Source organism: Vibrio superstes, from assembly GCF_003569005.1.
Taxonomy (GTDB): domain Bacteria; phylum Pseudomonadota; class Gammaproteobacteria; order Enterobacterales; family Vibrionaceae; genus Vibrio; species Vibrio superstes.
This window is the reverse complement of record NZ_BCUR01000004.1, coordinates 36,588-63,410: the sequence shown is the minus strand read 5'-3', so window position 1 is coordinate 63,410 and position 26,823 is coordinate 36,588. Positions and strand designations below refer to the sequence as shown.

26 protein-coding genes are annotated in these 26,823 nt (G+C 46.2%); 10 read left to right on the top strand and 16 right to left on the bottom strand.

The genetic code is table 11. From position 1 onward, the window contains the following. Positions 1 to 89 precede the first annotated feature (89 nt). The 3 genes from ccoG (at position 90) to D5I41_RS08205 (ending at position 3,204) form a co-directional block, all read left to right on the top strand. Positions 90 to 1,508, top strand: coding sequence for a cytochrome c oxidase accessory protein CcoG (ccoG, locus tag D5I41_RS08215; protein ID WP_119009404.1), 1,419 nt, complete (start codon positions 90 to 92; stop codon positions 1,506 to 1,508). A gap of 72 nt (positions 1,509 to 1,580) precedes the next feature. Further along, positions 1,581 to 2,567 (top strand): serine/threonine protein kinase, encoded by a 987-nt coding sequence (locus D5I41_RS08210; protein WP_119009403.1) that lies wholly within the window; start codon positions 1,581 to 1,583, stop codon positions 2,565 to 2,567. A 34-nt stretch (positions 2,568 to 2,601) separates the two neighbouring features. Continuing rightward, positions 2,602 to 3,204 (top strand): thiol:disulfide interchange protein DsbA/DsbL, encoded by a 603-nt coding sequence (locus tag D5I41_RS08205; RefSeq protein WP_017029774.1) that lies wholly within the window; start codon positions 2,602 to 2,604, stop codon positions 3,202 to 3,204. Between the two features lie 31 nt (positions 3,205 to 3,235). Here D5I41_RS08205 and yihG read toward each other — a convergent pair whose 3' ends face one another. Together yihG and D5I41_RS08195 are read right to left on the bottom strand one after the other, a co-directional pair. Continuing rightward, entirely contained in the window at positions 3,236 to 4,111 is an 876-nt protein-coding gene (gene yihG, locus D5I41_RS08200; protein ID WP_119009402.1) for a 1-acylglycerol-3-phosphate O-acyltransferase, YihG family, read from the bottom strand. Between the two features lie 162 nt (positions 4,112 to 4,273). Further along, positions 4,274 to 5,800: a YifB family Mg chelatase-like AAA ATPase gene (locus D5I41_RS08195; RefSeq protein WP_119009401.1), complete on the bottom strand. Its 1,527-nt coding sequence runs from the start codon at positions 5,798 to 5,800 to the stop codon at positions 4,274 to 4,276. Between the two features lie 398 nt (positions 5,801 to 6,198). Here D5I41_RS08195 and ilvG point away from each other — a divergent pair, with 398 nt between their 5' ends. From ilvG to ilvA, 5 genes are read left to right on the top strand one after another with little or no spacing between them, the layout of a single operon-like run. After that, positions 6,199 to 7,845 carry an acetolactate synthase 2 catalytic subunit gene (ilvG, locus tag D5I41_RS08190; protein ID WP_017029777.1) on the top strand — a complete coding sequence of 549 codons (1,647 nt, stop codon included), beginning with the start codon at positions 6,199 to 6,201 and terminating at the stop codon, positions 7,843 to 7,845. Positions 7,846 to 7,857: 12 nt separating this feature from the next. Then, the gene (gene ilvM / locus D5I41_RS08185; RefSeq protein WP_017029778.1) at positions 7,858 to 8,142 is read left to right on the top strand and encodes an acetolactate synthase 2 small subunit; all 285 of its coding nucleotides are present in this window, start codon (positions 7,858 to 7,860) and stop codon (positions 8,140 to 8,142) included. Between the two features lie 11 nt (positions 8,143 to 8,153). Beyond that, positions 8,154 to 9,098 carry a branched-chain-amino-acid transaminase gene (gene ilvE / locus D5I41_RS08180; protein ID WP_017029779.1) on the top strand — a complete coding sequence of 315 codons (945 nt, stop codon included), beginning with the start codon at positions 8,154 to 8,156 and terminating at the stop codon, positions 9,096 to 9,098. Positions 9,099 to 9,107: 9 nt separating this feature from the next. Further along, positions 9,108 to 10,949, top strand: coding sequence for a dihydroxy-acid dehydratase (gene ilvD / locus D5I41_RS08175; RefSeq protein ID WP_119009400.1), 1,842 nt, complete (start codon positions 9,108 to 9,110; stop codon positions 10,947 to 10,949). 4 nt (positions 10,950 to 10,953) lie between these two features. Further along, complete coding sequence (gene ilvA / locus D5I41_RS08170; RefSeq protein WP_102359802.1) at positions 10,954 to 12,486, top strand: threonine ammonia-lyase, biosynthetic; 1,533 nt, start codon at positions 10,954 to 10,956, stop codon at positions 12,484 to 12,486. A gap of 56 nt (positions 12,487 to 12,542) precedes the next feature. Here the strand turns inward: ilvA and punR are convergent, their stop codons facing one another. Next, positions 12,543 to 13,448, bottom strand: coding sequence for a DNA-binding transcriptional activator PunR (punR, locus tag D5I41_RS08165; RefSeq protein ID WP_119009399.1), 906 nt, complete (start codon positions 13,446 to 13,448; stop codon positions 12,543 to 12,545). Between the two features lie 106 nt (positions 13,449 to 13,554). Between punR and punC the strand changes: the two genes are divergently transcribed. Then, positions 13,555 to 14,733 carry a purine nucleoside transporter PunC gene (gene punC / locus D5I41_RS08160; protein ID WP_119009398.1) on the top strand — a complete coding sequence of 393 codons (1,179 nt, stop codon included), beginning with the start codon at positions 13,555 to 13,557 and terminating at the stop codon, positions 14,731 to 14,733. Between the two features lie 53 nt (positions 14,734 to 14,786). Here punC and D5I41_RS08155 read toward each other — a convergent pair whose 3' ends face one another. After that, positions 14,787 to 15,563 (bottom strand): transporter substrate-binding domain-containing protein, encoded by a 777-nt coding sequence (locus tag D5I41_RS08155; protein WP_119009397.1) that lies wholly within the window; start codon positions 15,561 to 15,563, stop codon positions 14,787 to 14,789. Positions 15,564 to 15,693: 130 nt separating this feature from the next. On the opposite strand from D5I41_RS08155, the gene D5I41_RS08150 reads away from it, so the two are divergent. Continuing rightward, complete coding sequence (locus D5I41_RS08150) at positions 15,694 to 16,398, top strand: amino acid ABC transporter permease (protein ID WP_170875148.1); 705 nt, start codon at positions 15,694 to 15,696, stop codon at positions 16,396 to 16,398. A gap of 77 nt (positions 16,399 to 16,475) precedes the next feature. Here the strand turns inward: D5I41_RS08150 and glmU are convergent, their stop codons facing one another. From glmU to D5I41_RS08090, 12 genes are all read right to left on the bottom strand, one after another. Next, entirely contained in the window at positions 16,476 to 17,840 is a 1,365-nt protein-coding gene (glmU, locus tag D5I41_RS08145) for a bifunctional UDP-N-acetylglucosamine diphosphorylase/glucosamine-1-phosphate N-acetyltransferase GlmU (RefSeq protein ID WP_119009396.1), read from the bottom strand. Between the two features lie 202 nt (positions 17,841 to 18,042). Then, positions 18,043 to 18,465, bottom strand: a complete 423-nt coding sequence (locus D5I41_RS08140) for a F0F1 ATP synthase subunit epsilon (RefSeq protein WP_017029787.1) — start codon at positions 18,463 to 18,465, stop codon at positions 18,043 to 18,045. A gap of 18 nt (positions 18,466 to 18,483) precedes the next feature. Then, positions 18,484 to 19,887, bottom strand: coding sequence for a F0F1 ATP synthase subunit beta (atpD, locus tag D5I41_RS08135; protein ID WP_119009395.1), 1,404 nt, complete (start codon positions 19,885 to 19,887; stop codon positions 18,484 to 18,486). A gap of 34 nt (positions 19,888 to 19,921) precedes the next feature. Next, positions 19,922 to 20,788, bottom strand: a complete 867-nt coding sequence (gene atpG / locus D5I41_RS08130; RefSeq protein ID WP_119009394.1) for a F0F1 ATP synthase subunit gamma — start codon at positions 20,786 to 20,788, stop codon at positions 19,922 to 19,924. Positions 20,789 to 20,832: 44 nt separating this feature from the next. After that, complete coding sequence (gene atpA / locus D5I41_RS08125; protein ID WP_065209332.1) at positions 20,833 to 22,374, bottom strand: F0F1 ATP synthase subunit alpha; 1,542 nt, start codon at positions 22,372 to 22,374, stop codon at positions 20,833 to 20,835. Positions 22,375 to 22,387: 13 nt separating this feature from the next. Then, positions 22,388 to 22,921: a F0F1 ATP synthase subunit delta gene (gene atpH, locus D5I41_RS08120; protein WP_119009393.1), complete on the bottom strand. Its 534-nt coding sequence runs from the start codon at positions 22,919 to 22,921 to the stop codon at positions 22,388 to 22,390. A 14-nt stretch (positions 22,922 to 22,935) separates the two neighbouring features. After that, on the bottom strand, positions 22,936 to 23,406 hold the full coding sequence (gene atpF, locus D5I41_RS08115) for a F0F1 ATP synthase subunit B (RefSeq protein ID WP_119009392.1): 471 nt from the start codon (positions 23,404 to 23,406) through the stop codon (positions 22,936 to 22,938). Between the two features lie 66 nt (positions 23,407 to 23,472). Next, the gene (atpE, locus tag D5I41_RS08110; RefSeq protein WP_017029793.1) at positions 23,473 to 23,730 is read right to left on the bottom strand and encodes a F0F1 ATP synthase subunit C; all 258 of its coding nucleotides are present in this window, start codon (positions 23,728 to 23,730) and stop codon (positions 23,473 to 23,475) included. 43 nt (positions 23,731 to 23,773) lie between these two features. After that, the gene (atpB, locus tag D5I41_RS08105; RefSeq protein ID WP_119009391.1) at positions 23,774 to 24,580 is read right to left on the bottom strand and encodes a F0F1 ATP synthase subunit A; all 807 of its coding nucleotides are present in this window, start codon (positions 24,578 to 24,580) and stop codon (positions 23,774 to 23,776) included. 8 nt (positions 24,581 to 24,588) lie between these two features. Beyond that, positions 24,589 to 24,978, bottom strand: coding sequence for a F0F1 ATP synthase subunit I (locus D5I41_RS08100; RefSeq protein WP_017029795.1), 390 nt, complete (start codon positions 24,976 to 24,978; stop codon positions 24,589 to 24,591). Positions 24,979 to 25,127: 149 nt separating this feature from the next. Beyond that, positions 25,128 to 26,024, bottom strand: coding sequence for a ParB/RepB/Spo0J family partition protein (locus D5I41_RS08095; RefSeq protein WP_119009390.1), 897 nt, complete (start codon positions 26,022 to 26,024; stop codon positions 25,128 to 25,130). A 25-nt stretch (positions 26,025 to 26,049) separates the two neighbouring features. Next, a complete protein-coding gene (locus tag D5I41_RS08090; protein ID WP_017033069.1) occupies positions 26,050 to 26,823 on the bottom strand; it encodes a ParA family protein in 774 nt (257 codons plus the stop codon).

Below are 26,823 nucleotides of genomic sequence, written 5' to 3'. Positions count from 1 at the left end.
TCAGTCCCTATCTATTCTGTAACTCATGTAACAATTAATTTTCATATTGTTCGATATACTGCGCCCAAGGTTTAGGTTGGAAAAGTAAAATGAGCAAGGATCGTATCGACATCAAAGATGTCACGGCAAAGGAATTCAACCCAAAGGCACATAAAAGCCAAGGGGATAGATTTAATCCAAGTAATCGCATTTATGTGAGAGCAAGCAAGGGCGTATTTCAAAAGCTGCGTCGCTATGGGGCTTGGTTCTTATTGCTACTGTTCGCATTAGTCCCTTGGATCCCATACGGAGAGCGACAAGCTATTCTGTTGGATATAGGGCAGCAGCAGTTCAACTTCTTTGGCACTACTCTCTATCCACAAGACCTCACCCTGCTTGCCCTGTTATTTATGATTGCGGCGTTTGGACTTTTTTTCATTACCACCTTTTTAGGTAGGGTGTGGTGCGGATATTTGTGTCCGCAAACCGTTTGGACCTTCATGTATATCTGGTTTGAAGAGAAGCTAGAAGGTGCGGCAAATAAACGGAAAAAACAAGACTCCCAACCGCTTACTGCGGCTCTAGCGCTTCGCAAAACACTGAAGCATCTTGCTTGGTTCACGATCGCACTGCTCACAGGCCTCACCTTCGTTGGCTACTTCGTTCCTACCAATGAGTTGTGGTTTGATTTTTTCACTCTCAATGCCACTTTCTGGACTTACTTTTGGGTATTGTTCTTTGCAGTGTGTACCTATGCCAATGCAGGATGGATGCGCTCTATTGTCTGCATTCATATGTGCCCCTACGCACGATTCCAATCAGCGATGTTCGACAAAGATACCTTTATTGTTGGATATGACAAAAAACGCGGTGAAGACAGGGGCCCTCGTGCTCGCAAAGCCAATCCGAGCGACCTTGGTCTAGGTGATTGTATCGATTGCAACTTATGTGTTCAGGTGTGCCCAACAGGCATTGATATTCGAGATGGCCTGCAATACGAATGTATCAACTGTGGCGCTTGTATCGATGCTTGTGATGTCACCATGGATCGCATGAACTATCCAAAAGGGCTGATCAGCTACACCACAGAACATAAACTGGAAGGTACGCACACCAAGATCATGAGACCAAAACTCATTGGCTACGGTTTGGTGATGATTTTGATGCTCGGATTTTTCGTTATGCAGATCGCTTCTGTAGAGCCCGCCGGACTGAGTGTTATCAGGGATCGTACTCAACTCTATCGAACCAACAGCGATGGCTTTATAGAAAACACCTATACCCTAAAGATCATCAATAAAACCCAACAAACTCAAAGCTATAATCTTGATGTTTCAGGGCTGACTGATGTTGAATGGTATGGGCGTCAAACCATCAATGTTTCTCCTGGTGAAGTGTTTAACCTGCCAATCAGTCTTGGTATGGACCCTGAACAACTGAGTTCTTCGGTCACGACGATTCAATTTGAGCTAGAGGACCAGCACGGCTTCTCCATTGAAGTTGAAAGTCGCTTCATCAAACAGCTTTAACAAGAATTAATGTAATCAGAGGGTTATACTGCGGTATAACCCTCTTTTTTATTGGTCGCTGACGCCTCTACTATGAACCCTTTATTCAATTTTGATTCTCTGACCCCTGATTTTATGTGGTATGCATTGGCCAGTATCGGAGTTCGCGCCGAATCCGGCTTTTTAGCACTCAATAGCTATGAGAATCGGGTGTATCAGTTTGTCGACGAAGAAAAGAAGCGCTATGTGGTGAAATTTTACCGCCCGCAACGCTGGAGCGAGCAACAGATCCAAGAAGAGCACGATTTTACCCTGTCACTGCTTGACCATGAGATACCTATTGCCCCACCAGTGATCATTGATGGAAAAACTCTTCATCATCATGAAGGCTATCTATTCACTCTATTTGAAAGTGTTGGCGGTCGTCAGTTTGAAGTCGACAACTATGACCAACTCGAAATGGTAGGTCGATTCTTAGGGCGTATTCATAAAGTCAGTGAAGGGTTACCTACGTTTAAGCATCGGCCGACAATTAGTCTAGAGGAGTACCTCTATCAATCTCGCGATATACTTAAACAAAGCCAGTTTATCCCAGCACATATAGAATCCGCATTCTTTCAAGATATGCAGTTATTGATCACTGCTATCGAAGAGCAATGGCAAACAGACTATACGCCTATCCGTTTACATGGTGACTGCCATCCAGGAAATATCCTATGGCGTGATGGCCCTATGTTTGTGGACCTCGATGACGCAAGAAACGGACCTGCAATACAAGATTTATGGATGCTGCTGAACGGTGACCGACATGAGAAACTGATCCAGTTGGATATTGTTTTAGAGGGTTACCAAGAATTTTGCGATTTTGATGCAAACCAATTGAAACTGATCGAACCTTTGCGCGGTCTACGTCTAATACATTACATGTCTTGGTTAGCAAAAAGATGGCAAGATCCCGCTTTCCCTGTGGCATTCCCATGGTTTAATGATGCAAAATACTGGGAAGGTCAGGTATTGGCGATTAAAGAGCAATTGGCAGTGCTGCAAGAGCCTCCATTGTCTCTTACACCTAGTTGGTAAAACCCAACAGATTATTTATTGAAGGAGTATCCAAATGAAGAAGTTGATTGCCTTGGTGGCAACCATGTTTTTAACCCTATCTGCGCACGCAGCACAGTTTAGCGAAGGCCAACACTACAAGGTTCTTGATCTACCAGCATCATCAACTCCAACAGTAAATGAGTTCTTCTCTTTCTATTGCCCACACTGCCATCAGTTTGAGCCGATCATGAAGTCTCTAAAGGCGTCATTGCCTGCAAATGCTAAATTCCAAAAATCTCATGTTTCTTTCATGGGTGGTAACATGGGCCTACCTATGAGTAAAGCCTATGCGACTATGGTAGCACTGAAGGTAGAAGACCAAATGGTGCCCGTTATGTTCAGCCGTATTCATGACTTGAACGCAGCACCTCGCAACGAAGATGAGCTTCGTCAAATCTTCCTAGACGAAGGCATTGATGCGAAGAAGTTTGATTCTGCGTATAAGGGCTTTGCGGTAGATTCTATGGTTCGTCGCTTTGATAAGAACTTTAAAGACAGTGGTTTACGTGGCGTTCCAGCAATTGTAGTGAACAACAAGTACCTAGTTGAGATGGGTGGTATTAAATCAACCAAAGACCTAACAGACTTGGTAAATTACCTATTAACGCTTAAGTAATCATTAAGGGGAGCGCATCGCTCCCCTTTTTTTATTCGCGGTATAACTTGTCTAACTCTTTATCTTTCTTATTCCACAAGTTCCCCAGCCACAGCTGAAACTGCTTCTTAAACTGTTTATCGCCAAAGTAGTCCCCTAGCACCCGATCATCAACCGGCAAGACGTTTACCTTTACGACTATGCGCTGCATTTTTCCCATCAACATATCCTTAAATGGGTTTTCAACATTATCAGGGTAAGCAAGGGTGACATCGATAATGTTATCAAACTGCTCTCCCATGGCCGCTAGGGTATAAGCAATACCACCAGCCTTAGGCAGTAATAGATGCTTGTATTGGCTTTGATTGTGACTGGTGCTGCGATATCGAGTCCCCTCAACATAATTAACCACAGTAGTGGGTATATGCTGAAATCTCTCACACGAACGACGAGTAGTTTCTAGGTCCTTGCCTCGTTTTTCTGGATGACTAAGCAAGTATTCTCGGGAATAACGGCGCATAAAAGGCATATCTAACGCCCAGCAAGCCATACCCAAGAACGGCACATAGAGGAGCTGTTGTTTAAGAAAAAACTTAGGCATGGGAATACGATCTTTAAACACGCAACACAGAACCACAATATCAGTCCAGCTGCGATGATTGCTGAGCATCAAATACCAGCCGTGGTAATTCAGTCCATCGACGCCTTCAACTTGCCAATCTACCTTGTTTGACAAAGATAAGATCAGGGCATTAACCGTAGCCCATAGCCACATCACCTTATTGGCATAACGGGAGGAGAATTGCTCTATCAAAGAGATAGGCACCAAAGCTCGGATCAGCGCAAGTATGCAGATGGCAATGGAGCTGAGAGCGGTATTGAAGATGACCAAGCCGGCATTGATGACAAAAATGAGATAACCGAGCATAACCGTGAAACTAAAATCAAATACCAGAACTAAAGTGATGACTAATTATACTAGCTATGCCATTGATTTAAATAACTGGTGTTGAGGTCGGATTTGTTTTTTATCTCCAAACATTACCAAAAGAACACAACCCATTAGTAAATAAAGCATAAGCAATTGATTTCACCCCGCGATTTGTTGGTGTAGCGATCGCAACAATCTATCCATAGAGCGATAGCCCAAGGCCTCACTCAAGTGATGTTTTTGAATACTCTGCAACTGATCTAGGTCTGCAATGGTACGCGCCACCCGAATAATCCGATGATAAGCACGAATAGATAAACCTAAACGAGCAATCGCAAACTCCAGAAACTCGGTATCTTCTTTTGCTAGCGAACAGTGGCGCTCTATCTCTTTATTGGTTAATAAGGCGTTCGGCTTATTTGCACGCACCAGCATTGCCTCTCTAGCGATAGCCACCCTTTGGCGACAGTCTGAGGTGGACTCACCTCTATCTCCACCCTCACTCAAAGTACCCAGTGGCAGCAAAGGGATCTCTACAGACATATCAAAGCGGTCTAAAAATGGACCCGATATACGACCTAAGTATTTGAGTATGGCCTGAGGCGTGTGTTGGCACTGACTGCCTTGATAAAACCCTGAGGGGCTGGGGTTTAGCGCGCCAATAAGCTGAAACTGTGCAGGAAAGCTCGTTTTCCCTGAGGCGCGAGAAATGGCTACCTGCCCCGCCTCTAAGGGCTCACGAAGGGCATCAAGCACTCGCTTTTCAAACTCAACAAGCTCGTCTAAGAACAGAATACCGTTGTGGGCTAAAGAGATCTCCCCAGGTTTTGGGTAGGAGCCTCCTCCCACTAACGCCACCATAGAGCTCGAGTGGTGCGGCGCTCGAAAGGGACGCTTTCGCCATGTGCTACTGTCTAAGTCAGACCCCACTAGCGAGGCTACGCTCGCCACTTCCAACGCCTCTTGCTTGCTCATCGGTGGTATGAGATCGGGTAAGCGTGAGGCAAGCATGGTTTTACCTGTACCTGGAGGGCCAATAAAAAGCAGGTTGTGCTGTCCGGCAGCCGCTATTTCTAAAGCCCGCTTTCCTTGTTGCTGCCCTATGATGTCCTGCATATCCATATCAGACTGAGAGTTAAGGGTCGTTTCTGGTTCAGGTTCCAATTCCAACTGTTGCTGAGAAGCCAAGTAAGCCGCCACTTGCAGCAAGCTACGAGCGGATAAGTTGCTATCTTCATCAACCAAGCGCACCTGCTTAGCATTTTGATGAGGCGTGATTAGGGTTCGCCCATCACCATTGCTTGCTATTGCCGCAGAGATAACTCCTTTGACGGGGCGCAGGTCCCCAGACAGCGCTAACTCGCCTAGCAGCTCGGTATCGCCCAGCCTGTTTAATGGGATCTGTTCACTTGCTACCAAGATGCCAATAGCAATAGGAAGGTCAAAACGGCCGCCATCTTTAGGCAAATCCGCTGGTGCTAAATTAACGGTAATTTTACGACTCGGAAATAAAAACTTAGAGTTCAGAATTGCACTTCGCACTCTGTCCTTAGACTCTTTAACACTGGTCTCGGCCAACCCCACCAGCTGAAATCCAGGCATACCCGGACCTATGTGAACCTCAACCGTGACAGGGGGTGCGGACACCCCTAAGCTTGCTCGGCTATGTACTATCGCCAATCCCATATTGCACCCAATTTTAAGCTCTACACATAGGGTTTAGACCGTACACTTGTTGTGAGGAAGTGAAAAAAGAATGAGTTTTTCCTTGTCAGGCCGCAAGAAATTGTGATACCACTAATGGCATAAGCACTGTGCAACTTTATTTGGGAATTATGCAACCTACTCTTCGACTACTTTCTCTGGTGAACCTGATTGTCGTGGTGATTATTCTCACCGCGCGAGGGCGAGTAGGCGCAAATTAGCACAGCAAGATTTACAAGCCCTCGCACTGAAAAGTTCGGGGGCTTTTTTTAGTTTTAAAGGTCTCATTGAGACAACGATTGGAAAATGGAGCACAAGATGTGCAGTAAGACTGAGAACACAACTAGGCAGCAATTTGCCTCATTACAGGGAGAAGACCAATGACGGGTGCACAATTAGTAGTAGAAGCACTTCGCCAGCAAGGTATTAAGACCATCTTTGGCTATCCTGGCGGAGCAATCATGCCAATCTACGACGCACTGTACGATGGTGGCGTTGAGCATATCCTCTGCCGACATGAGCAAGGTGCAGCAATGGCGGCTATCGGTATGTCTCGCTCAACACAAGATGTTGCTGTGTGTATGGCGACTTCAGGACCTGGCGCAACCAACCTAGTAACAGGTCTTGCTGATGCCTTCCTTGATTCTGTTCCCGTTGTTGCTATCACCGGACAGGTGGCTAGTTCTCATATCGGTACCGATGCATTCCAAGAAATGGATGTGATTGGTATGTCTCTCTCTTGCACCAAACATAGCTATCTAGTTACTGATATCAACGACCTTGCTCCAACACTCGCCGAGGCGTTTGAAGTAGCAAAAGCTGGGCGCCCAGGACCTGTCATCGTTGATATCGCAAAAGACGTTCAGCTAGCGCAAGCTCCAGATACCGAATTTCCTGCATTCCAACAGCCAATGATGCCTGTACCTCAGCCTGAAGACTATCGCCTAGCCCAAGCGCTACTGCGTGAGAGTCGTCGTCCAGTGTTGTATGTGGGTGGCGGTGTTCAATTGGCTAAAGCGACTGATACCGTTCGCCAATTTCTATCTGATAACCCGATGCCATCGGTAAGTACCCTAAAAGGATTGGGGACTATCGAGCGCCATGACCCACATTACTTGGGTATGCTGGGTATGCACGGCACAAAAGCGGCTAACCTTATCGTACAAGAGGCCGACCTATTAATCGTTGTGGGTGCGCGCTTTGATGACCGAGTGACAGGTAAATTGGATACCTTTGCACCGCATGCCAAGATTATCCATCTAGATATCGATAAAGCAGAGTTCAACAAACTCCGTCATGCCAACGCTATCTTGCGTGGTGATATGCGTGAAATCTTGCCGCAACTTCACCTAGAAAATGATATTACGCCTTGGGTTCATCACTGTGAGAGCCTACGTAGCGGATTCAAATGGCGCTATGACCACCCAGGTGATTTGATCTTTGCTCCACTATTGATGAAGCAACTGTCGGACATGATGCCAGATAGCTCAATGGTATCTACCGATGTTGGCCAGCATCAAATGTGGGCAGCGCAGCATATTCAGCCTCGCGACCCTCAGAACTTTATCTCATCAGCAGGTCTAGGCACTATGGGCTTTGGTTTGCCTGCAGCCATGGGTGCTGCAGTAGCGAGACCTGATGATCAATCAATTCTCATCTCTGGTGATGGCTCGTTCATGATGAATGTGCAAGAGCTTGGCACTCTGAAACGCCGCCAGATCCCTGTAAAAATGGTCTTAATCAACAACCAACGCTTAGGCATGGTTCGCCAGTGGCAATCCTTGTTCTTCGATGGCCGCCATAGCGAAACCATCCTTGATGATAACCCTGACTTTATCATGCTAGCCAAAGCATTTGATATTCCAGGAAAAACCATCACCAAGAAAGAAGAAGTAGAGCCTGCATTGAAAGAAATGCTAGAAAGCAAAACCGCTTATCTACTGCACGTTTTAATTGATGAAGAAGAAAACGTATGGCCATTGGTACCACCAGGTGCATCCAATGAAGACATGCTAGAGAACACATAAATAGAGGCAACCATGGAAAGATACTTACTAGATATTAAAGCGGATGATAAGCCAGTGTTGTTGGAGCGTGTATTGCGCGTTGTCCGTCATCGTGGTTTTACCGTTCGTCAGGTTGCTGGCACACAGAATCATCAGAGCAAGATCGCCAGTGTGGAGATCATTGTCGACAGTGAACGTCCCATCACATTTTTAACCAATCAGATTGAAAAACTATGGGATGTGATTAGCGTAGATGTCATCAAGATCGACAACAACGAACTCCCTAACAACAATTTACAGCACAAAGTGAGCGCATAAGGAAAGCAGCAATGGCTACAAAGACAGCAGATTTTATTTGGTTTAACGGTGAAATGGTTCCGTGGGCAGAAGCCAACGTACACGTGCTCACTCATGCAATGCATTACGGTACTTCAGTATTCGAAGGTGTTCGTTGTTACAACACACCTAAAGGCCCAATTGTTTTCCGTCATCCAGAACACGCAAAGCGCCTTAAGAACTCAGCAAAAATTTATCGCTTCCCAATCCCTTACACGATTGAAGAAATCATGGAAGCCACTCGCGAAACCATTCGCGTAAACAAACTAGAAAGTGCCTACATTCGCCCACTGGGTTTTGTGGGTAATGTTGGTCTAGGTGTTTGTCCTCCTGTGGATTCAGAGATGGAACTGATCATCGCAGCCTTCCCTTGGGGTTCATACCTAGGCGAAGAAGCACTGGAAAATGGCGTTGATGCTATGATCTCTAGCTGGAATCGTGCAGCACCAAACACTATCCCGACCGCGGCTAAAGCTGGCGGTAACTACCTATCATCTCTACTTGTTGGGGGTGAAGCTCGCCGTCATGGTTACGATGAAGGTATCGCGCTAAGTGTTGATGGTTACCTATCTGAAGGCGCTGGCGAGAACATCTTTGTGGTTAAAGATGGCGTTATCATCACTCCACCAGCAACAGCAGCAATCCTGCCGGGTATCACTCGTGATTCCATCATGGTTCTGGCGCGCGATAAAGGCTACGAGATTGTTGAATCGAACATTGCTCGCGAAGCCTTGTATCTAGCTGATGAGATCTTCATGACTGGCACCGCCGCTGAGATCGTTCCAGTTCGCTCGGTCGATCAAATTGTCGTAGGCGAAGGTAAGCGCGGTCCAATCACCAAAGATCTACAAGAAACATACTTTGGCCTATTTAATGGCACAACTGAAGATAAGTGGGGCTGGTTAGACTACGTTTACCCAGCTGACGCAGAGAAATAAGGAAGAATTATGCCAATCTATCGTAGCGCAACGACTACTCACGGCCGAAACATGGCTGGCGCACGCGCTCTATGGCGCGCAACTGGAGTGAAAGACGAAGATTTCGGTAAGCCGATTATTGCTGTCGTAAACTCATTTACTCAGTTCGTACCAGGACACGTTCACCTTAAAGACATGGGTCAATTGGTTGCTGGTGAGATTGAGAAAGCCGGTGGTATCGCCAAAGAATTTAATACCATCGCTGTTGATGATGGTATCGCTATGGGTCACGGCGGCATGCTGTACTCTCTACCCTCACGCGAGCTCATTGCAGACTCGGTAGAGTACATGGTGAATGCACACTGTGCTGATGCCATGGTGTGTATCTCGAACTGTGACAAAATCACTCCGGGAATGCTAATGGCGTCAATGCGCCTAAACATCCCTGTTATCTTTGTCTCCGGTGGCCCAATGGAAGCGGGTAAAACCAAGCTTTCAGATCAGCTAATCAAGCTAGACCTTGTTGATGCCATGATGCAAAGTGCCGATCCAACGGTATCTGACGAGCAAAGCGAGCAAGTTGAACGTAGCGCATGTCCAACATGTGGCTCTTGTTCTGGTATGTTCACCGCAAACTCTATGAACTGCCTAACTGAAGCGCTAGGTCTTTCTCAGCCGGGTAACGGCTCTATGCTAGCTACCCACGCAGACCGTGAAAGCCTCTTCATCAATGCCGGTAAACGTATTGTAGAACTGACCAAGCGCTACTACGAGCAGGACGATGAGTCGGCACTGCCTCGCAATATTGCTTCTAAGAAAGCATTTGAAAACGCCGTAGCTCTAGATATTGCCATGGGCGGCTCAACCAACACCGTATTGCACCTGATCGCTGCAGCTCAAGAAGGTGACGTCGACTTTACCATGGAAGATATCGATGCGATGTCTCGCCGCGTACCAAACCTATGTAAAGTCGCGCCATCAACTCCGCTTTATCATATGGAAGATGTGCACCGTGCTGGTGGCGTAATGGCCATCTTAGGTGAATTAAACCGTGCTGGCTTGCTAAACAACGAAGCGCGCACTGTTCTTAACCTTTCAATGGATGAGCAGCTTGCTCAATACGACATCATGCAAACGGAATCTGAGGATGTGAAATCCTTCTTCCGTGCAGGCCCTGCAGGCATTCGTACCACTAAAGCCTTCTCTCAAGACTGTCGCTGGGAATCTCTGGATGACGACCGCGAAGCAGGCTGTATCCGTAGCAAAGAAAATGCGTATAGCCAAGACGGTGGCCTAGCCGTTCTTAAGGGCAACATCGCGATGGATGGCTGTATCGTAAAAACAGCTGGCGTAGATGAAAGCATTCTTAAATTCACAGGTCCTGCTGTTGTGTTTGAGAGCCAAGAAGATGCCGTAGACGGAATCCTGGGTGGCAAAGTGAAGTCTGGTGATGTGGTCGTTATTCGCTACGAAGGCCCTAAAGGTGGTCCAGGCATGCAAGAAATGCTGTACCCAACGACTTACCTTAAGTCTATGGGTCTTGGCAAAGAATGTGCTCTGCTTACCGATGGTCGCTTCTCTGGTGGTACTGCGGGTCTGTCTATTGGTCACGCTTCTCCAGAAGCGGCCGCTGGTGGCATTATTGGTCTAGTAAAATCAGGCGACCAAGTTGCTATCGATATCCCTAACCGCACCATCGAGCTACTTGTTTCTGAAGCAGAACTGGCTGATCGCCGTGAAGCTCAAGATAAGCTTGGCTGGAAACCAGTGTCTCGTGAGCGCTCTGTTTCGTTTGCTCTTAAAGCCTATGCAAGCATGGCAACCAGTGCAGACAAAGGCGCGGTAAGAGATAAGTCTAAGTTTGAGGAGTAAGACTATGAGTCTTACTACCCCACTGTCTGGCGCAGATTATCTGCGCCAAATTCTGCGTGCACCGATCTATGAGGTAGCAACGGTAACTCAGTTGCAAGATATGCCTCGTTTATCGGAGCGATTACACAATGATATTCAGATAAAACGAGAAGATCGCCAGCCGGTTCACTCTTTCAAATTGCGCGGCGCCTACAACATGGTCGCTAGCCTAACAGAAGAGCAAAAGCAGGCAGGCGTCATCGCGGCATCGGCAGGAAACCATGCTCAAGGTATGGCGTACTCTGGCACTAAGCTTGGCATCAATACCACTATCGTAATGCCAAAAACGACGCCCGATATCAAGGTCGACGCCGTTCGAGCTTTCGGCGGCACGGTTGTACTGCATGGCAGTAACTTTGATGAGGCTAAGGCTGAGGCTGTGCGTCTTTCTGAGCTGCACGGCTATACCTTTGTGCCTCCCTTTGATCACCCACTAGTGATTGCAGGACAGGGCACGATTGGCATGGAGATGATCCAGCAAAACGGCCACTTGGATTACATCTTTGTTCCTGTTGGTGGAGGCGGTTTAGCAGCGGGTGTATCGGTATTGGTTAAGCAACTAATGCCAAACATCAAGGTCATTGCGGTTGAGCCGGAAGATTCTGCGTGTTTGAAAGCGGCATTAGACGCTGGACAACCCGTTACCCTAGATCAAGTAAGCATGTTCGCCGATGGTGTGGCTGTTAAGCAGATCGGTAGCGAAACCTTCCGTCTTTGTAACGAGAATATCGACGGGCACATTACGGTGTCTAGTGATGAAATCTGTGCCGCAGTTAAAGATATCTTCGAGGATACTCGCGCTATTGCCGAGCCTTCAGGTGCGTTAGCACTGGCTGGGTTGAAGAAATTCGCAGAGAAAAATGAGCTGAAGAACAACAAGCTTGCCACGGTTTTGTCTGGTGCAAACACCAACTTCCATGGTTTGCGTTATGTTTCAGAGCGCTGTGAATTGGGCGAAAAGCGTGAGGGCTTACTGGCGGTGACTATCCCTGAGCGTCAAGGTGCTTTCTTTGAGTTTTGTAACTTGATCGGTGGTCGCGCGGTGACTGAGTTTAACTACCGCTATAACGATGACGAGCAAGCGAATATCTTTGTCGGTGTTCGCTTACTTGAAGGGCAGGCTGAACTTGATAGCATCATCGCCGATCTGCAAGAGGGTGGATACCCGGTTGTTGATTTGTCCGATGATGAGATGGCGAAATTGCACGTGCGTTATATGGTCGGTGGTAAGCCGAAAAAACCACTGCAAGAGCGCTTATACAGCTTTGAGTTCCCGGAGTACCCAGGCGCACTAGTTAAGTTCTTAAGTACGTTAGGTACTCATTGGAATATCAGCCTATTCAACTACCGTAACCACGGTGCCGATTACGGCCGTGTACTGTGTGGATTTGAGCTGACAGAAGATGATATTGAACGCTTCTCAAGTCACTTAGAAGAGCTAGGCTATGGCTATAAAGACGAGTCGGATAATCCATCCTACCGCTTCTTTCTTAGCTAACAGTTAACTAAGGCCTGCAGCAACTCGATGACCAAAGCAGCCTACAGGCTGCTTTTTTATTCGCTCTTTATCCAGTCTTGATGAAGTTTATCCTCATCACCCAGATAATTAAGCATCCACTCAATCAGCTTATTACTGCTGTCTTTTCGCCACACCATGCAGCACTCACTCGGCGGAGCCTGAAAATCAATACTAAGCGTAACGAGCTCCTTGTTACTGACTAAGGCCTTGGCAATGTGCTCAGGCATAAACCCAACACCAACGCCCTCTTTAACGCATCTTATGGCGGTATGCCAATTAGGCGTAAGAAGCCGCCTTTGATTAGTAAACAGCGTCTGGTGCCGCTTAGGGAGCACCCTAGACGTATCATCAAGGCTTACACTAGGAAAAGCTGCCACATCTTCAACTTTAAGACTGGTTTTCTGGGTCAGGGGATGCAGTGGAGAGCACACGAATACCCAATTCATTTTCCCCATATCCTTGATACCGAAATCGCCACTCACTGGAATGGCTGAGGTTGCTCCAAGAACAATATCCGCACGCTGTTGAGCTATGGCTTCCCACGAACCATTAAATACCTCCATGTTGATCTGCAGTTCAGCAAAATCAAACTGCTTATAAAAATCATCGATAAGGTGTTGCAGGTTATCCAGTTTCACTATGTTATCAAGCGTGATCTTCAGGGTTTGCTGCCAGCCTTGCGCAGTGCGCTTGGCCTGCGCTTTAGCCTCTTCAATTTGACGCAACATAGATCGTACTTGTTCTAGGAAAGTCTCCCCTGCTGGTGTTAACTCAACTCTGCGAGGCAAGCGCCGAAACAACAGCACATCAAGCTCAAGCTCTATTTGCCTCACCGAATAGCTCACCGCTGATGGCACCTTATGCAGATACTCAGCCGCCGCGGAAAAACTGCCAAGACGAGCGACTACATCTAATAGTTCGAAGTTCTTCTGAGATAACATAGCTTTCAAATTTTTTGATAGATAACTACATATTTTAGCGCTTAATTTGTTGTTTAAGCCAATTTAGAATGCCCGACAACAAATTAATTCTCTGAAATGGTTTCTAATGTCCGTCAGCAAACTACAAATGGGTTACCTAGCCCTACTCTCTATGCTTGGTTTTATCGCTACCGATATGTACCTGCCTGCATTCCAAACTCTGCAAGCCGACTTTGCAACAGGCCCTGAGCCTATTGCCCTGTCTTTGAGTATCTTTTTGGTTGGTCTAGCAGTTGGCCAATTGGCATGGGGTATTCTCTCTGACCGATTTGGCCTACGAAGCACTCTTGCGTTAGGCCTAGCGATCTTTACCGTTGCCTCTATCGGTATCAGCTTAAGCTTCACCGTTTCTCAGCTGTTGGTATTTAGATTTATCCAGGCGATTGGTGTGTGTGCACCAACGGTTATTTGGCAAGCCATGGTGATTCAGCGCTACAGTGCCGACGACCGCCAGCGAATCTTCGCTTCTATTATGCCTCTGGTGGCTTTATCACCGGCACTCGCTCCTCAGCTAGGTGTGTTGCTAAACACCACATTAGGCTGGGAAAGTATCTTCGTTGTGTTAGCAATGATTGGTGCAGTATTGCTATTCGTTACCGCGAGACAGCCAAAAGAAGCTAAACCAGTTAAGAGCGTTTCTTTTAAATCTGATCTGGTTTCACTTACCAAAAACCGCACCTTTATCGGCAATGTCATCATATTCTCAATGACCTCTGCGGTATTCTTTGCCTACTTAACCGGTATGCCAGAGATCATGACTCAGCTGGGTTATTCGGCAAAAGACATTGGTATGAGCTTTATACCTCAAACGATCGCCTTTATGGTGGGTGGCTATGCCGGGAAGAAATCTGTAGAGCGCTATGGTGACAGCAAGGTATTACCTGTACTTCTAATGTTGTTTATGGTGGCTGTTGTCGCAGTATTCGTTGCGAGCCAAAGCACCTTGACCTCTATCTGGCCGGTTCTTTTGCCATTTTGTTTTGTAGCCGTGGCCAATGGAGCGCTTTACCCAATCGTGGTTAACCGTGCGCTATCGAGTGCGCAAAACAGCCCAGCAACGGCGGCTGGACTGCAAAACAGCATACAGATCTGTGTTAGTAGTATGGCAAGCATGCTGGTGGCGTTCTTTGCACAGCAAGCACTCGTTGCGACTGGCTGGACTATGATCTTCTGTCTTGTAGGCTTGGCTGCCGGAATCCTGCTGACACGTCAAAAGAATGATTTAGTTGAAGCAACAGCTCAATAAGATCAAAAAAGGGAGCGAATCATCGCTCCCATTGTTTATTAAAAATCAATCCACTACAGGCTGGTTAAGCCCCACTTCTTAGCGGTTTTGTCAAAAAATCCTTGGGTCGTTTTCAATTCAACCCAATGGTTAACATAGTTAATCCATACCTGGTCGTTTTGTGGTAGTAGCATAGAGATAGGTGTTGGGTTCTTTGGCTCTGCCACCGGAACTACAGCCAATTGTTTAAACTTCTCCACCAGCGTTGCGGCTTCAACATTTGAGGTCACGGATACATTTGCTCTTCGTGCCAATAACTCTTGAAAATCACGAGCTGGCGCTTCAATAACGATGTGTTGCGCTTCAGGGAAGAATTCTTTCACCATCTTTTCTTGTACTGTACCCAGCGTTGCCGCAACCTTGATGTCAGGCTTGTTGAAATCAGTCCAATCAGAATACTTATCTAAGTCTTTTTTCGGAACCACAGGTACGAATGCCAAGTAGAAATATGGCTGGCTGTAACCCGCCACTTTGGCGCGAGACATATTCAATGATGCGCTACCGGTAATATCATACTTGTTGGCTGTTATGCCGTTGACCAGTGTTTTCCAGTCAGTGGCTACATACTCAACCTTGACACCCAAATCTTTTGCCAGCTCCGTGGTCACATCAATATCAAAGCCACGGTAGCTGTTGTCTGCTGGGTTTTTCATGGTCATTGGGTTCCAATCACCGGTTGTGCCTACCCTCAACACTCCCTTGTTTAAGATCTCTTGTAATCGGCTGGTTTCGGCCATTGCTGGTGACAGCGACAAAATAGAAAGGCCCAACGCCAAAAGTAACTTCTTCATCATAAATCCTTTTAAAAGCAGTAACGTTTGTTTGATGTTATTGTTACCATAACAGGTTATACGCGATTGTGTGCTTAAGGATGGGCATATTTTGAAATTTAATACTCTGACTGTGGTGCTCTGCTGTTTGATGCTCACAGGTTGTTCAGATTATGAGTGGGGCTGGTATGTGCTTAACCCCTCCACCGAACAAGGAATGACAAACCTCAAGTTTCTGACCGACGGTTTTAGTGCCACTATCAGCATCTCGTTAATCAGTATGTTTTTTGCCATGCTGATTGGTTTTCTTGTCGCTATGCCAGCGCTCTCGAAAAGCCCTTATGTGAGAGGCATTAACCGGGTATATGTGGAGTCAATCCGCTCTATTCCGGTATTGGTGTTACTGCTGTGGGTTTACTACGGCCTCCCTACCCTGATGGATATTTCTCTTGATCACTATTGGGCCGGCGTTATTGCGTTGTCGATAGCGGAAAGTGCCTTTATGGCAGAGGTATTTAGAGGTGGGATTCAGGCGATTCATCGTGGTCAACATGAAGCGGCTCATGCGCTAGGTCTGAGCTATTGGAAGACCATGCGACTGGTTATCTTCCCTCAAGCGTTGCGTCAAATTCTGCCACCGCTAGGCAATCAGTTTGTTTACATACTCAAGATGTCATCACTAGTGAGTGTTATTGGTTTAAGCGATCTTACTAGGCGCGCCAATGAACTGGTGGTTAATGAGTACTTACCTTTGGAGATCTATACCTTCCTGGTGCTGGAGTATTTGATCTTGATTCTGGCGGTATCACAAGGCGTTCGCTGGCTAGAAAAACGCTACGCTATCCCTAGTCACTAACAGCCACCAGCTCCTCTAGAAACAATAAACCCCGCCATGAGCGGGGTTTTCTTCATCCAGAAAAAAGAATAAACGGATTATTTCTTCTTCGTTGGGCGTTGCCAGTTAGCAATGCGACGCTCTTTAGCACGAGAGATAATAAGCTCATTCTCGCCAACATCTTTGGTCACTGTTGAGCCAGCACCTACGGTTGCACCGTCAGCAATAGCCACAGGAGCAATCAGCTGGCTGTCAGAGCCAACAAACACGTCATCGCCTATAATGGTTTTGAACTTATTTGCGCCATCGTAGTTACAGGTAATGGTACCTGCGCCAATGTTGGTGCGCTGGCCAATTTCTGCATCACCCAAGTACGTCAGATGGTTCGCCTTAGATCCTTCACCAAGACGCGCATTTTTCACTTCTACGAAGTTACCTACGTGCGAGTCATTGCGCATCTCAGCACCAGGACGAAGACGCGTAAATGGACCAACGGTACACTCTTCACCTACTGTTGCACCTTCGATGACAGAGTAAGGGCGAATTAGGGTGTTATCGTCGATTTCACAGTCCTTCAGCACACAACCTGCACCGATCACAACATTGTCACCAATGGTCACACTGCCTTCGATAATTACATTGGCATCGATCTCTACATCCATACCGCACTGCAGAGTACCACGTAGGTCAAAACGACTAGGATCACGAAGCATAACGCCTTGCTCTAGCAGTTTATCCGCTTGCATCTGTTGGAATGCGCGCTCAAGACGAGCCAGTTGACGGCGATCATTAACGCCTTCAACTTCAATCGCACTTGCAGGATGAACCGCTTGAATCTGCTTACCGTCACTGTGCGCAGCAGCAATGATGTCTGTCAGATAGTATTCACCCTGAGCATTATCATTGCTAAGATTCGACAACCAACGCTTCAAGTCTTTGCCATCAGCAACTAAAACACCGGTGTTAATCTCACAAATGGCTTTCTGATCTTCGGTTGCATCTTTTTGTTCAACGATAGCAACCACAGAGCCATTCTCACGGACGATACGACCGTATCCCATAGGATTATCTAAAACTACAGTTAACAGACCTACACCGCCTTCTGGTTGTCCATCAAGCAGTGCTTCTACAGTTTCACTAGTGATAAGTGGTACATCGCCGTACAACACCATGACTTTCTCATCATCAGAAAAGTGTGGTGATGCTTGATCAACAGCGTGTCCTGTACCCAATTGCTCTTTTTGCTCAACCCAATTTACAGGTTCGTTAGCAAGAGTTGCCTTCATCTGGTCACTGCCATGGCCAAACACCAAATGAATGTTGTTTGCGCCCAAACCCACACATGTATCGATAACATGCTTAGCCATTGGTTTTCCTGCCAGTGTATGCAGCACTTTTGGCTTCTTTGAGTACATGCGAGTACCTTTACCCGCAGCCAGAATAACGGCACTGAAATTGTTCATCACTTATTCCTTGAAACTGATCGTTAATTTTTTATTGGTTTAACTCATTATTATATAAATAAGTGACCTCAGGATGACACGCGCCTTTCGCGCAACATCCAGAAGTCACTGAGCTATATATTAACCCATGATTTTTGTTTAAGCACTTAAACAAAAAGGTGACCCTAAGGTCACCTTTGTCGTTACGCTATGGCTAATGTTATTAGCGACGCTTTCTGGTGAGTTCTGCAACTCGTACCTGAGCAATCGCTTTAGCCAATTCACTGGCTGCCTGAGCAAAGTCCATATCGCCGTGCTGATTATGAATAGTCTCCTCAGCTTTGCGTTTGGCTTCTTCTGCTTTGGAAGCATCGATATCTTCACCACGGATTGCCGTATCAGCCAGTACAGTAGCTGTACCAGGCTGAACTTCAACGATACCACCAGAGACATAAATGAACTCTTCGTGGCCGTGTTGCTTAACGATGCGAACCATACCAGGAGTAATAGCGGTCAACAGCGGGGTGTGGCCATGGAAAATACCAAGCTCACCTTCGCTACCGGACACCTGGAACGTCTCTACGCGACCAGAAAAAAGTTTTTTCTCTGCGCTTACCACGTCAAGGTGAAAGGTTATTGCTGCCATATTGCCTCCTAATCAGACTTATAGCTTCTTAGCGTTCTCTAGAGCTTGATCAATGCTACCGCAGTACATGAATGCTTGCTCTGGAATGTCATCGTAGTCACCAGCTAGTAGGCCTTTAAATCCACGTAGAGTCTCTTTAAGAGGTACGTAAACGCCTGGGTCACCAGTAAATACTTCCGCTACGTGGTAAGGCTGAGTAAGGAACTTCTCAATCTTACGTGCGCGAGATACCACTTGCTTATCTTCTTCAGAAAGCTCATCCATACCTAGGATTGCGATGATATCTTTTAGCTCTTTATAGCGCTGTAGCGTAGTCTGAACACCAGAAGCCACATCGTAGTGCTCTTGACCAACAACCAATGGATCAAGCATACGAGATGTAGAATCCAGTGGGTCAATCGCAGGGTATAGACCCATAGCGGCGATGTTACGGCTAAGTACAACCGTTGCATCCAAGTGAGCAAACGTTGTTGCTGGAGATGGATCCGTCAAGTCATCCGCAGGTACGTATACCGCCTGAACAGATGTGATAGAACCAGTCTTCGTTGACGTGATACGCTCCTGTAGAACACCCATCTCTTCTGCAAGAGTTGGCTGGTAACCTACCGCAGATGGCATACGACCTAGAAGTGCCGATACCTCTGTACCCGCTAGGGTATAACGATAGATGTTATCTACGAAGAATAGTACGTCACGGCCTTCATCACGGAAACGCTCCGCCATAGTTAGACCTGTCAGTGCAACGCGCAGACGGTTTCCCGGTGGCTCGTTCATCTGACCGTAAACCATTGCTACTTTAGATTCTTCAGGGTTTTCGATGTTTACAACACCCGCTTCCTGCATTTCGTAGTAGAAGTCGTTACCCTCACGAGTACGCTCACCTACACCCGCAAATACAGATAGGCCTGAGTGCTGAAGTGCGATGTTGTTGATAAGTTCCATCATGTTAACGGTCTTACCTACACCTGCACCACCGAATAGACCGATTTTACCACCCTTAGCGAATGGGCAAACCAAGTCGATTACTTTTACACCAGTCTCTAGAAGTTCTGTCGCGTTCGACTGATCTTCGTAGCTAGGTGCTGGTCGGTGAATTTCGTAATGCTCTTCAGCACCGATATCACCACATTCATCAATCGCGTCACCAAGAACGTTCATGATACGACCAAGAGTTTTAGTACCTACTGGAACTGTAATTGGAGCACCAGTATTTGTAACATCTAGTCCACGACGTAAACCGTCTGAGCTACCCATTACGATAGTACGAACTACGCCACCGCCTAACTGTTGCTGAACTTCAAGAACTAGACGTTCTGGAGCGTCAACTACGTTTAGTGCGTCGTATACACGTGGTACTTCGCCTTGTGGGAACTCTACGTCGACTACTGCACCGATGATCTCTACGATCTTACCTGTAGCCATTGTTAATCCTCTAAACTAATTCGTTGTCCTAAAACTAAACCGCAGCGGCACCAGAACAAATTTCTGATAGCTCTTGGGTAATCGCAGCCTGACGAGCTTTGTTATACACAAGCTCTAGATCTTCAATCAGGTTAGTTGCGTTATCCGTAGCTGCTTGCATCGCCATCATTCGAGCGGCCTGTTCACAAGCTAGGTTCTCAACCACGCCTTGGTACACGCTTGATTCGATATAACGAATCAGAAGTGCATCAAGTAGAGGTTTTGGCTCTGGCTCGTAAATGTAGTCCCACTGATGCTCGCGTTGCATCTCTTCGCTGTCTGATTTAGGTAAAGGCAGTAATTGATCGATCGTTGGTTCTTGAATCATAGTGTTTACAAACTTGTTGAACACTATGAAAAGGCGATCCAACTCACCTTCATCATATTTCTTCAACATTACGCCTACAGAACCGATCAAGTCTTCAAGGCTTGGCTCATCGCCTAGACCAGAAACTTGAGCAGACACTTGTGCGCCACTGTTGTTAAAGAATGCTGTTGCTTTCGTGCCGATAACGGCAACGTCAACGTCAGCACCACTTTCCTTCCAGGTTTGCATATCTAGAACAGCTCTTTTGAACAAGTTAATGTTCAAGCCGCCACACAAACCACGGTCGGTAGAAACTATGATGTAACCAACACGCTTGGCTTCGCGTTCCTCTAAGTACGGATGTTTGTACTCTAGGCTACCGCTAGCCAAATGACCGATCACCTTACGCATTGTTTCTGCATATGGTCGGGAAGCTCCCATCGCATCTTGCGAGCGACGCATTTTTGAAGCTGCCACCATTTGCATAGCTTTCGTAATCTTCTGTGTGCTTTTAACACTACCGATTTTATTACGTATTTCTTTTGCGCCGGCCATCGTTACTCTCCGTTAGTAGGTGACTCTTTCAAGTCACCAACCAATTACCAGGTTTGGGTTGCTTTAAAGTCAGTTACGATCTTCTGAAGCTGAGCTTCAATCTCGTCACTGTAAGCACCCGTTTGGTTGATCTCTTCCGCTAGATCAGCGTATTGACCATGAGCGTACGACAGTAGAGCAGCTTCAAAATCTAGAACTTTGTTAAGTTCTACATCGTTTAGGAAGCCGCGCTCAGCAGAAAAGATAACTAGTGCTTGGTCGAAAACTGACATAGGAGCGTATTGCTTCTGTTTCATCAGTTCTGTCACTTTTGCACCGTGATCAAGTTGCTTCTTAGTCGTTTCATCAAGGTCTGAAGAGAACTGAGCAAATGCTGCTAGTTCGCGGTATTGAGCCAATGCGGTACGAATACCACCAGACAGTTTCTTGATGATCTTAGTCTGCGCTGAACCACCTACACGAGATACCGAGATACCTGGGTCAACAGCTGGACGTACGCCTGCGTTGAATAGTTCAGTTTGAAGGAAGATCTGGCCATCAGTAATCGAGATTACGTTAGTAGGTACGAATGCTGATACGTCACCTGCTTGGGTTTCGATAATAGGAAGAGCAGTCAAAGAACCGGTCTTACCTTTTACTTCACCCTTAGTGAAACGCTCTACATACTCTTCGTTTACGCGAGCAGCACGCTCTAGTAGACGGGAGTGGAGGTAGAATACGTCACCAGGGAATGCTTCACGACCCGGTGGACGTTTCAGTAGTAGAGAGATTTGACGGTACGCTACCGCTTGCTTAGACAAATCATCGTAGATGATTAGTGCGTCTTCGCCGCGATCGCGGAAGTATTCACCCATTGCACAACCAGCGTAAGGCGCTAGGTATTGCAGTGCAGCAGACTCAGACGCAGAAGCAACAACAACAATAGTGTTTGCTAGTGCACCAGATTCTTCAAGCTTACGAACAACGTTCGCGATAGTTGAAGCTTTCTGACCGATTGCTACATAAATGGAGAAAATACCAGAATCTTTCTGGTTAATGATGGCATCGATTGCCATCGCTGTTTTACCAGTCTGACGGTCACCGATGATAAGTTCACGCTGACCACGACCGATAGGGATCATTGAGTCAACTGACTTATAACCAGTTTGTACAGGTTGGTCTACCGACTTACGGTCGATAACGCCCGGTGCGATTACTTCTACAGGAGAAGTTAGTTTCGCATCGATCGGACCTTTACCATCAATAGGCTCACCAAGCGTGTTTACAACACGACCTAGTAGTTCTGGGCCTACTGGTACTTCAAGGATACGACCAGTACCTGTTACTTTCATGCCTTCCTGTAGGTCAGCAAATGGGCCCATTACTACCGCACCAACCGAGTCACGCTCGAGGTTAAGTGCTAGCGCGTAACGGCCACCCGGTAATTCAATCATTTCGCCTTGCATTACTTCTGCAAGGCCGTGGATACGAATGATACCATCGCTTACCGAAACGATAGTGCCTTCGTTGCGAGCTTCATTAACAACTTCGAAAGACTCGATACGTTGTTTAATTAGATCGCTTATTTCCGTGGAATTAAGTTGCATGCTCCAATCCCCATTAAGACTGCAATGCATCGCTCAGGCGGTTCAAACGACCTCGCGCTGAGTTATCAATGACTAGGTCTCCGGCTCGAATAATAACCCCACCAAGTAGGGTCTCATCTATACTGCAATTCAGCTTCACTTTGCGGTCAAAGCGTTGCTCTAACTTGCTTATCATGTCGTCTTGCTGTTGCTTCGACAGGTCTGAAGCAGAAATAACGTCTACTTCAATAAACTTGTCGTGCTCTCTTCGAAGAGCTAAGAACTCAGCAAGAACATAAGGTAGAGCCTTTAATCGACCATTACCTGCCATTACCTTAATTAGGTTTTGGCCATGTTCATCAAGCTGTTCGCCACAAATCGCAATGAAAAGTTCAGATAGTTTGCTGGCTGTTAATGAGCCATCCAGTAAATCAGAAACTTCATGGTGCTTTGTCACTTCGGCGGCAAAAGCCAACATTTGACCCCATTGGTCTAATGCGTCTTTATCCACCGCAAATTCGAATGCTGCTTTAGCATAGGGGCGTGCGATTGTTACCAAATCAGACATATGCGCCCCTTCTGTTAAAGTTTTGCAGTAATGTTTTCAAGAATATCTTTTTGCGCATCTTTATCGATTGAGCGCTCCAAAATTTTCTCGGCACCAGCAATAGCCAGAGTAGCAACTTGTTTGCGCAGTTCATCTCGAGCGCGGCTACGATCAGCTTCAACTTCTGCTTCAGCTTGCGTGAGGATTTTTTGGCGTTCTGCCTGTGCATCTTCACGTGCTTCATCAATAATTTGAGCTTTACGTTTATTCGCTGAATCAATGATCTCAGTTGCTGTGCGCTTCGCTTCTTTCAATTGCTCAGAAGCGTTGGCTTGTGCTAGGTTCAAATTCTTTTCTGCGCGTTCAGCAGCAGAAAGACCGTCAGCAATTTTCTTCTGACGTTCTTCGATTGCTTCAATGATTGGTGGCCATACATATTTCATGCAGAACCAGACAAACATAGCAAACGAGATAGCTTGACCCAGCATTGTTGCGTTCATTTCCACAACAGCTACTCCTATAAGTTGACTAACAATTAACTTGTGACAAACGAATCTGTCTCAAATTATGGCTTAACCAGCTAGTTGACCAACAAATGGGTTAGCAAATGTGAATAGTAGTGCGATTACGATACCAATCATTGGGATCGCATCTAGAAGACCCGCGATGATGAACATCTTAACTTGAAGCATTGGCGCCATTTCAGGTTGACGTGCTGCACCTTCTAGGAATTTACCACCTAGAATTGCGAAGCCAATAGCAGTACCCACTGAACACAGACCGACGATGATCGCTACAGCAACAGCAGAAAAACTTAGAACAGTTTCCATTTAAAATTCTCCAATATTAATTTTAGAGTTTACGTTTATAAATTTAGTGATCACTATCTTCATGAGCCATTGATAGATATACGATGGTTAACATCATAAATACAAAGGCTTGGATCAAAATAACCAAAATATGGAAGATAGCCCAAGGTAGAGAACCTACCCATTGTAAGTACCAAGGGAGCATTGCAGCACAAAGAATGAATACAACCTCACCAGCAAACATGTTACCGAACAAACGCATGCCTAAAGAGACAGGCTTTGCCAGTAGTGATACCACTTCCAACAACAAGTTGAATGGAATCATGATTGGATGGTTAAAAGGATGCAGAGCTAATTCTTTAGCAAAGCCACCGACGCCTTTAACTTTGATGCTGTAGTAAATCATCAGAGCAAATACGCCAAGTGCCATAGCCATAGTAATACTCACGTCAGCTGTAGGAACCACCTTAAGATAAGGGATACCCATTAGCTCGGCTGGATATGGTAAGAAATCGATAGGCACAAGGTCCATCAAGTTCATTAAAATAATCCACACGAATATTGTTAAGGCCAATGGTGCAATCAATGGATTGCGTCCATGGAAAGTGTCTTTTACGTTCTCACCAACGAATTCCACTACCATTTCAACAGCACATTGTAATCGGCTTGGTACACCAGTTGTTGCTTTCTTAGCTACTGAACGAAATACCCAAAGGAATAACACACCAGTTAACACAGAAAAGAACAGGCTATCGATATGCACATTCCAAAAACTGCCTTCCTCCACAAGACCTAACTTTACTAAAGATAGATTTTGTAAGTGATGGGCAATATAACTGGAAGATGTCAACGCTTCACCAGGCGTAGCCATAACTTTTCCTATTTTCTTTTGTTAATAAAAAACACTGGAGCAAACATATTAATAAGTAAGACCAGCAAATAGGTTAGCTTGAGAGGAACAAGTTCCAACTCCATATACACGTAGGCAACGGAAAACAAAACTATAGTCAGGAGTATCTTAAGCGCTTCACCTGTATAGAACGAAAAGGTAACGAGTTTTGTCGCCCTTGCGCCCGCATACAGAAACGCGAATAAAGAAAACACTGCATTCGCAATGACAAATATGCCACCACCAATCAGTGCCGATAGCCCCCAACTAGGATTTACAGTAATGCTGACCCCAGTTGCCACTAACATAACTACGCTAAACTCAATCAGCAGCAATCGCTTTGCAAGCTCTCGCCCAGGTTTAGTAAGCGCAGTTACCATGTATTCTTTCCTCGAAAAACAATTCCCGCTTTTGTTAAAATCAAGCGAAAATTTCGAATTTTGTATTCAACGTCACGCATTATGCGCAAATATTCACGAAAAACACAAGTAATTGTGAACCTAATTGCACGTAAATTGAACAGGATCAATTATCCCACGATGCGCTCTAGCTTGGCGATTAACTGCTCTAATTTGTGAGGTGCATCAATACTAATCGTCAATTTAGCCTTACCATTTTTGCCCCGGATCAAAGAAACGTCGTTTCCTAATTTTTGTGACAATTTTTCTGACAACAAAACAGCGTCCTGATCGATGCTTTTTTCGTCAACCTTGGCCGGTGGCTGAAGCGATTTTTTTACTAATTGCTCTGTTTGGCGAACCGTAAGTTGCTTTTTTACTGCATGCTGTGCCAGTTCAACTTGTTGCTCACCGTCAACGGCTAACAGGGCTCTAGCATGCCCCATGTCGAGTAGACCATTTGAAACTAGGCTCTTTACTTCACTTTCTAGCTGATTAAGACGTAATAGGTTGCTTACTGCCGCTCTAGATTTACCGATGACTTCGGCTATTTGTTGGTGTGAAAGTTCAAATTTAGTACGCAGGCTTTCCAAAGCATGAGCTTCTTCGACCGCATTGAGGTTTTCACGCTGGATGTTCTCGATAAGGGCCATAGCGATAGCAGCTTTATCTTGCACTCGCTTGACCACACAAGGAACCAGGGTCAGTCCAGCAAGCTTGGCAGCACGCCAGCGACGCTCACCCGCGATAATTTCATATTTGTCAGTGTCTACTTGACGGACAACAATAGGCTGAATAATGCCTTGAGAGCGAATAGAGGCGCTTAGCTCAGCAAGAGCTTCCTCATCCATCTCTGTTCTTGGCTGATAGACACCTGGCTGTAAACGCTCAACAGCGATATCTTGCATATCACCGCTGTCAGAGTGAGAAACCGATTGTTGCGCTGCCGATGGCGTGTTTTTTTCCCTTGCCATTGCACTGGTAGATAACAGTGCATCTAATCCTTTACCTAAGCCACGCTTGGACATTGACATTTTTCCTTAGAAATATTTTTTATACAGCAACTTCTTCACGACGAAGCATCTCACCCGCCAACGCAAGGTAGGCTTTAGCACCTGCAGACTGCTTATCGTAATACATTGCTGGTTTACCATGACTTGGTGCCTCAGCTAAGCGTACGTTTCTTGGAATGACAGTACGGTACACTTTGGTGCCAAAGTGCTGCTTCAGCTGATCCGAAACCTCGTTTGATAAACGGTTTCGTGGATCAAACATGGTGCGTAATAGGCCTTCAATCTTCAAATTCTCGTTAACGACTGCAGCTAGCTTGCTGATGGTATCCATTAGCGCCGTCAGTCCTTCCAAAGCAAAGTATTCACATTGCATTGGAACCAAAACCGAATCAGAGGCGGCCATAGCGTTAATCGTCAGAAGGTTGAGCGAAGGAGGGCAGTCGATGAAGATAAAATCATACTGATCGCGCACACCCGACAAGGCATTCTTTAGCCTTACTTCACGAGCAAACACTTCCATTAGTTTAATCTCAGCGGCGGTCACGTCACCGTTCGCCGCAATGAGGTCATAGCCACCCGTCGTTGAACGAGTCACAACCTCAGCGAAAGGGGTTTCTTCAACCAACAGATCATAAGCGGTTGTTTCAACTTGATATTTGTCGACGCCACTCGCCATCGTCGCGTTGCCCTGGGGATCGAGATCGATAACCAAAACGCTGCGCTTGGTCGCGGCCATAGAAGCAGCTAGATTCACGCAGGTCGTTGTTTTACCTACGCCACCTTTCTGATTGGCAATTGATATAATTCTTCCCAC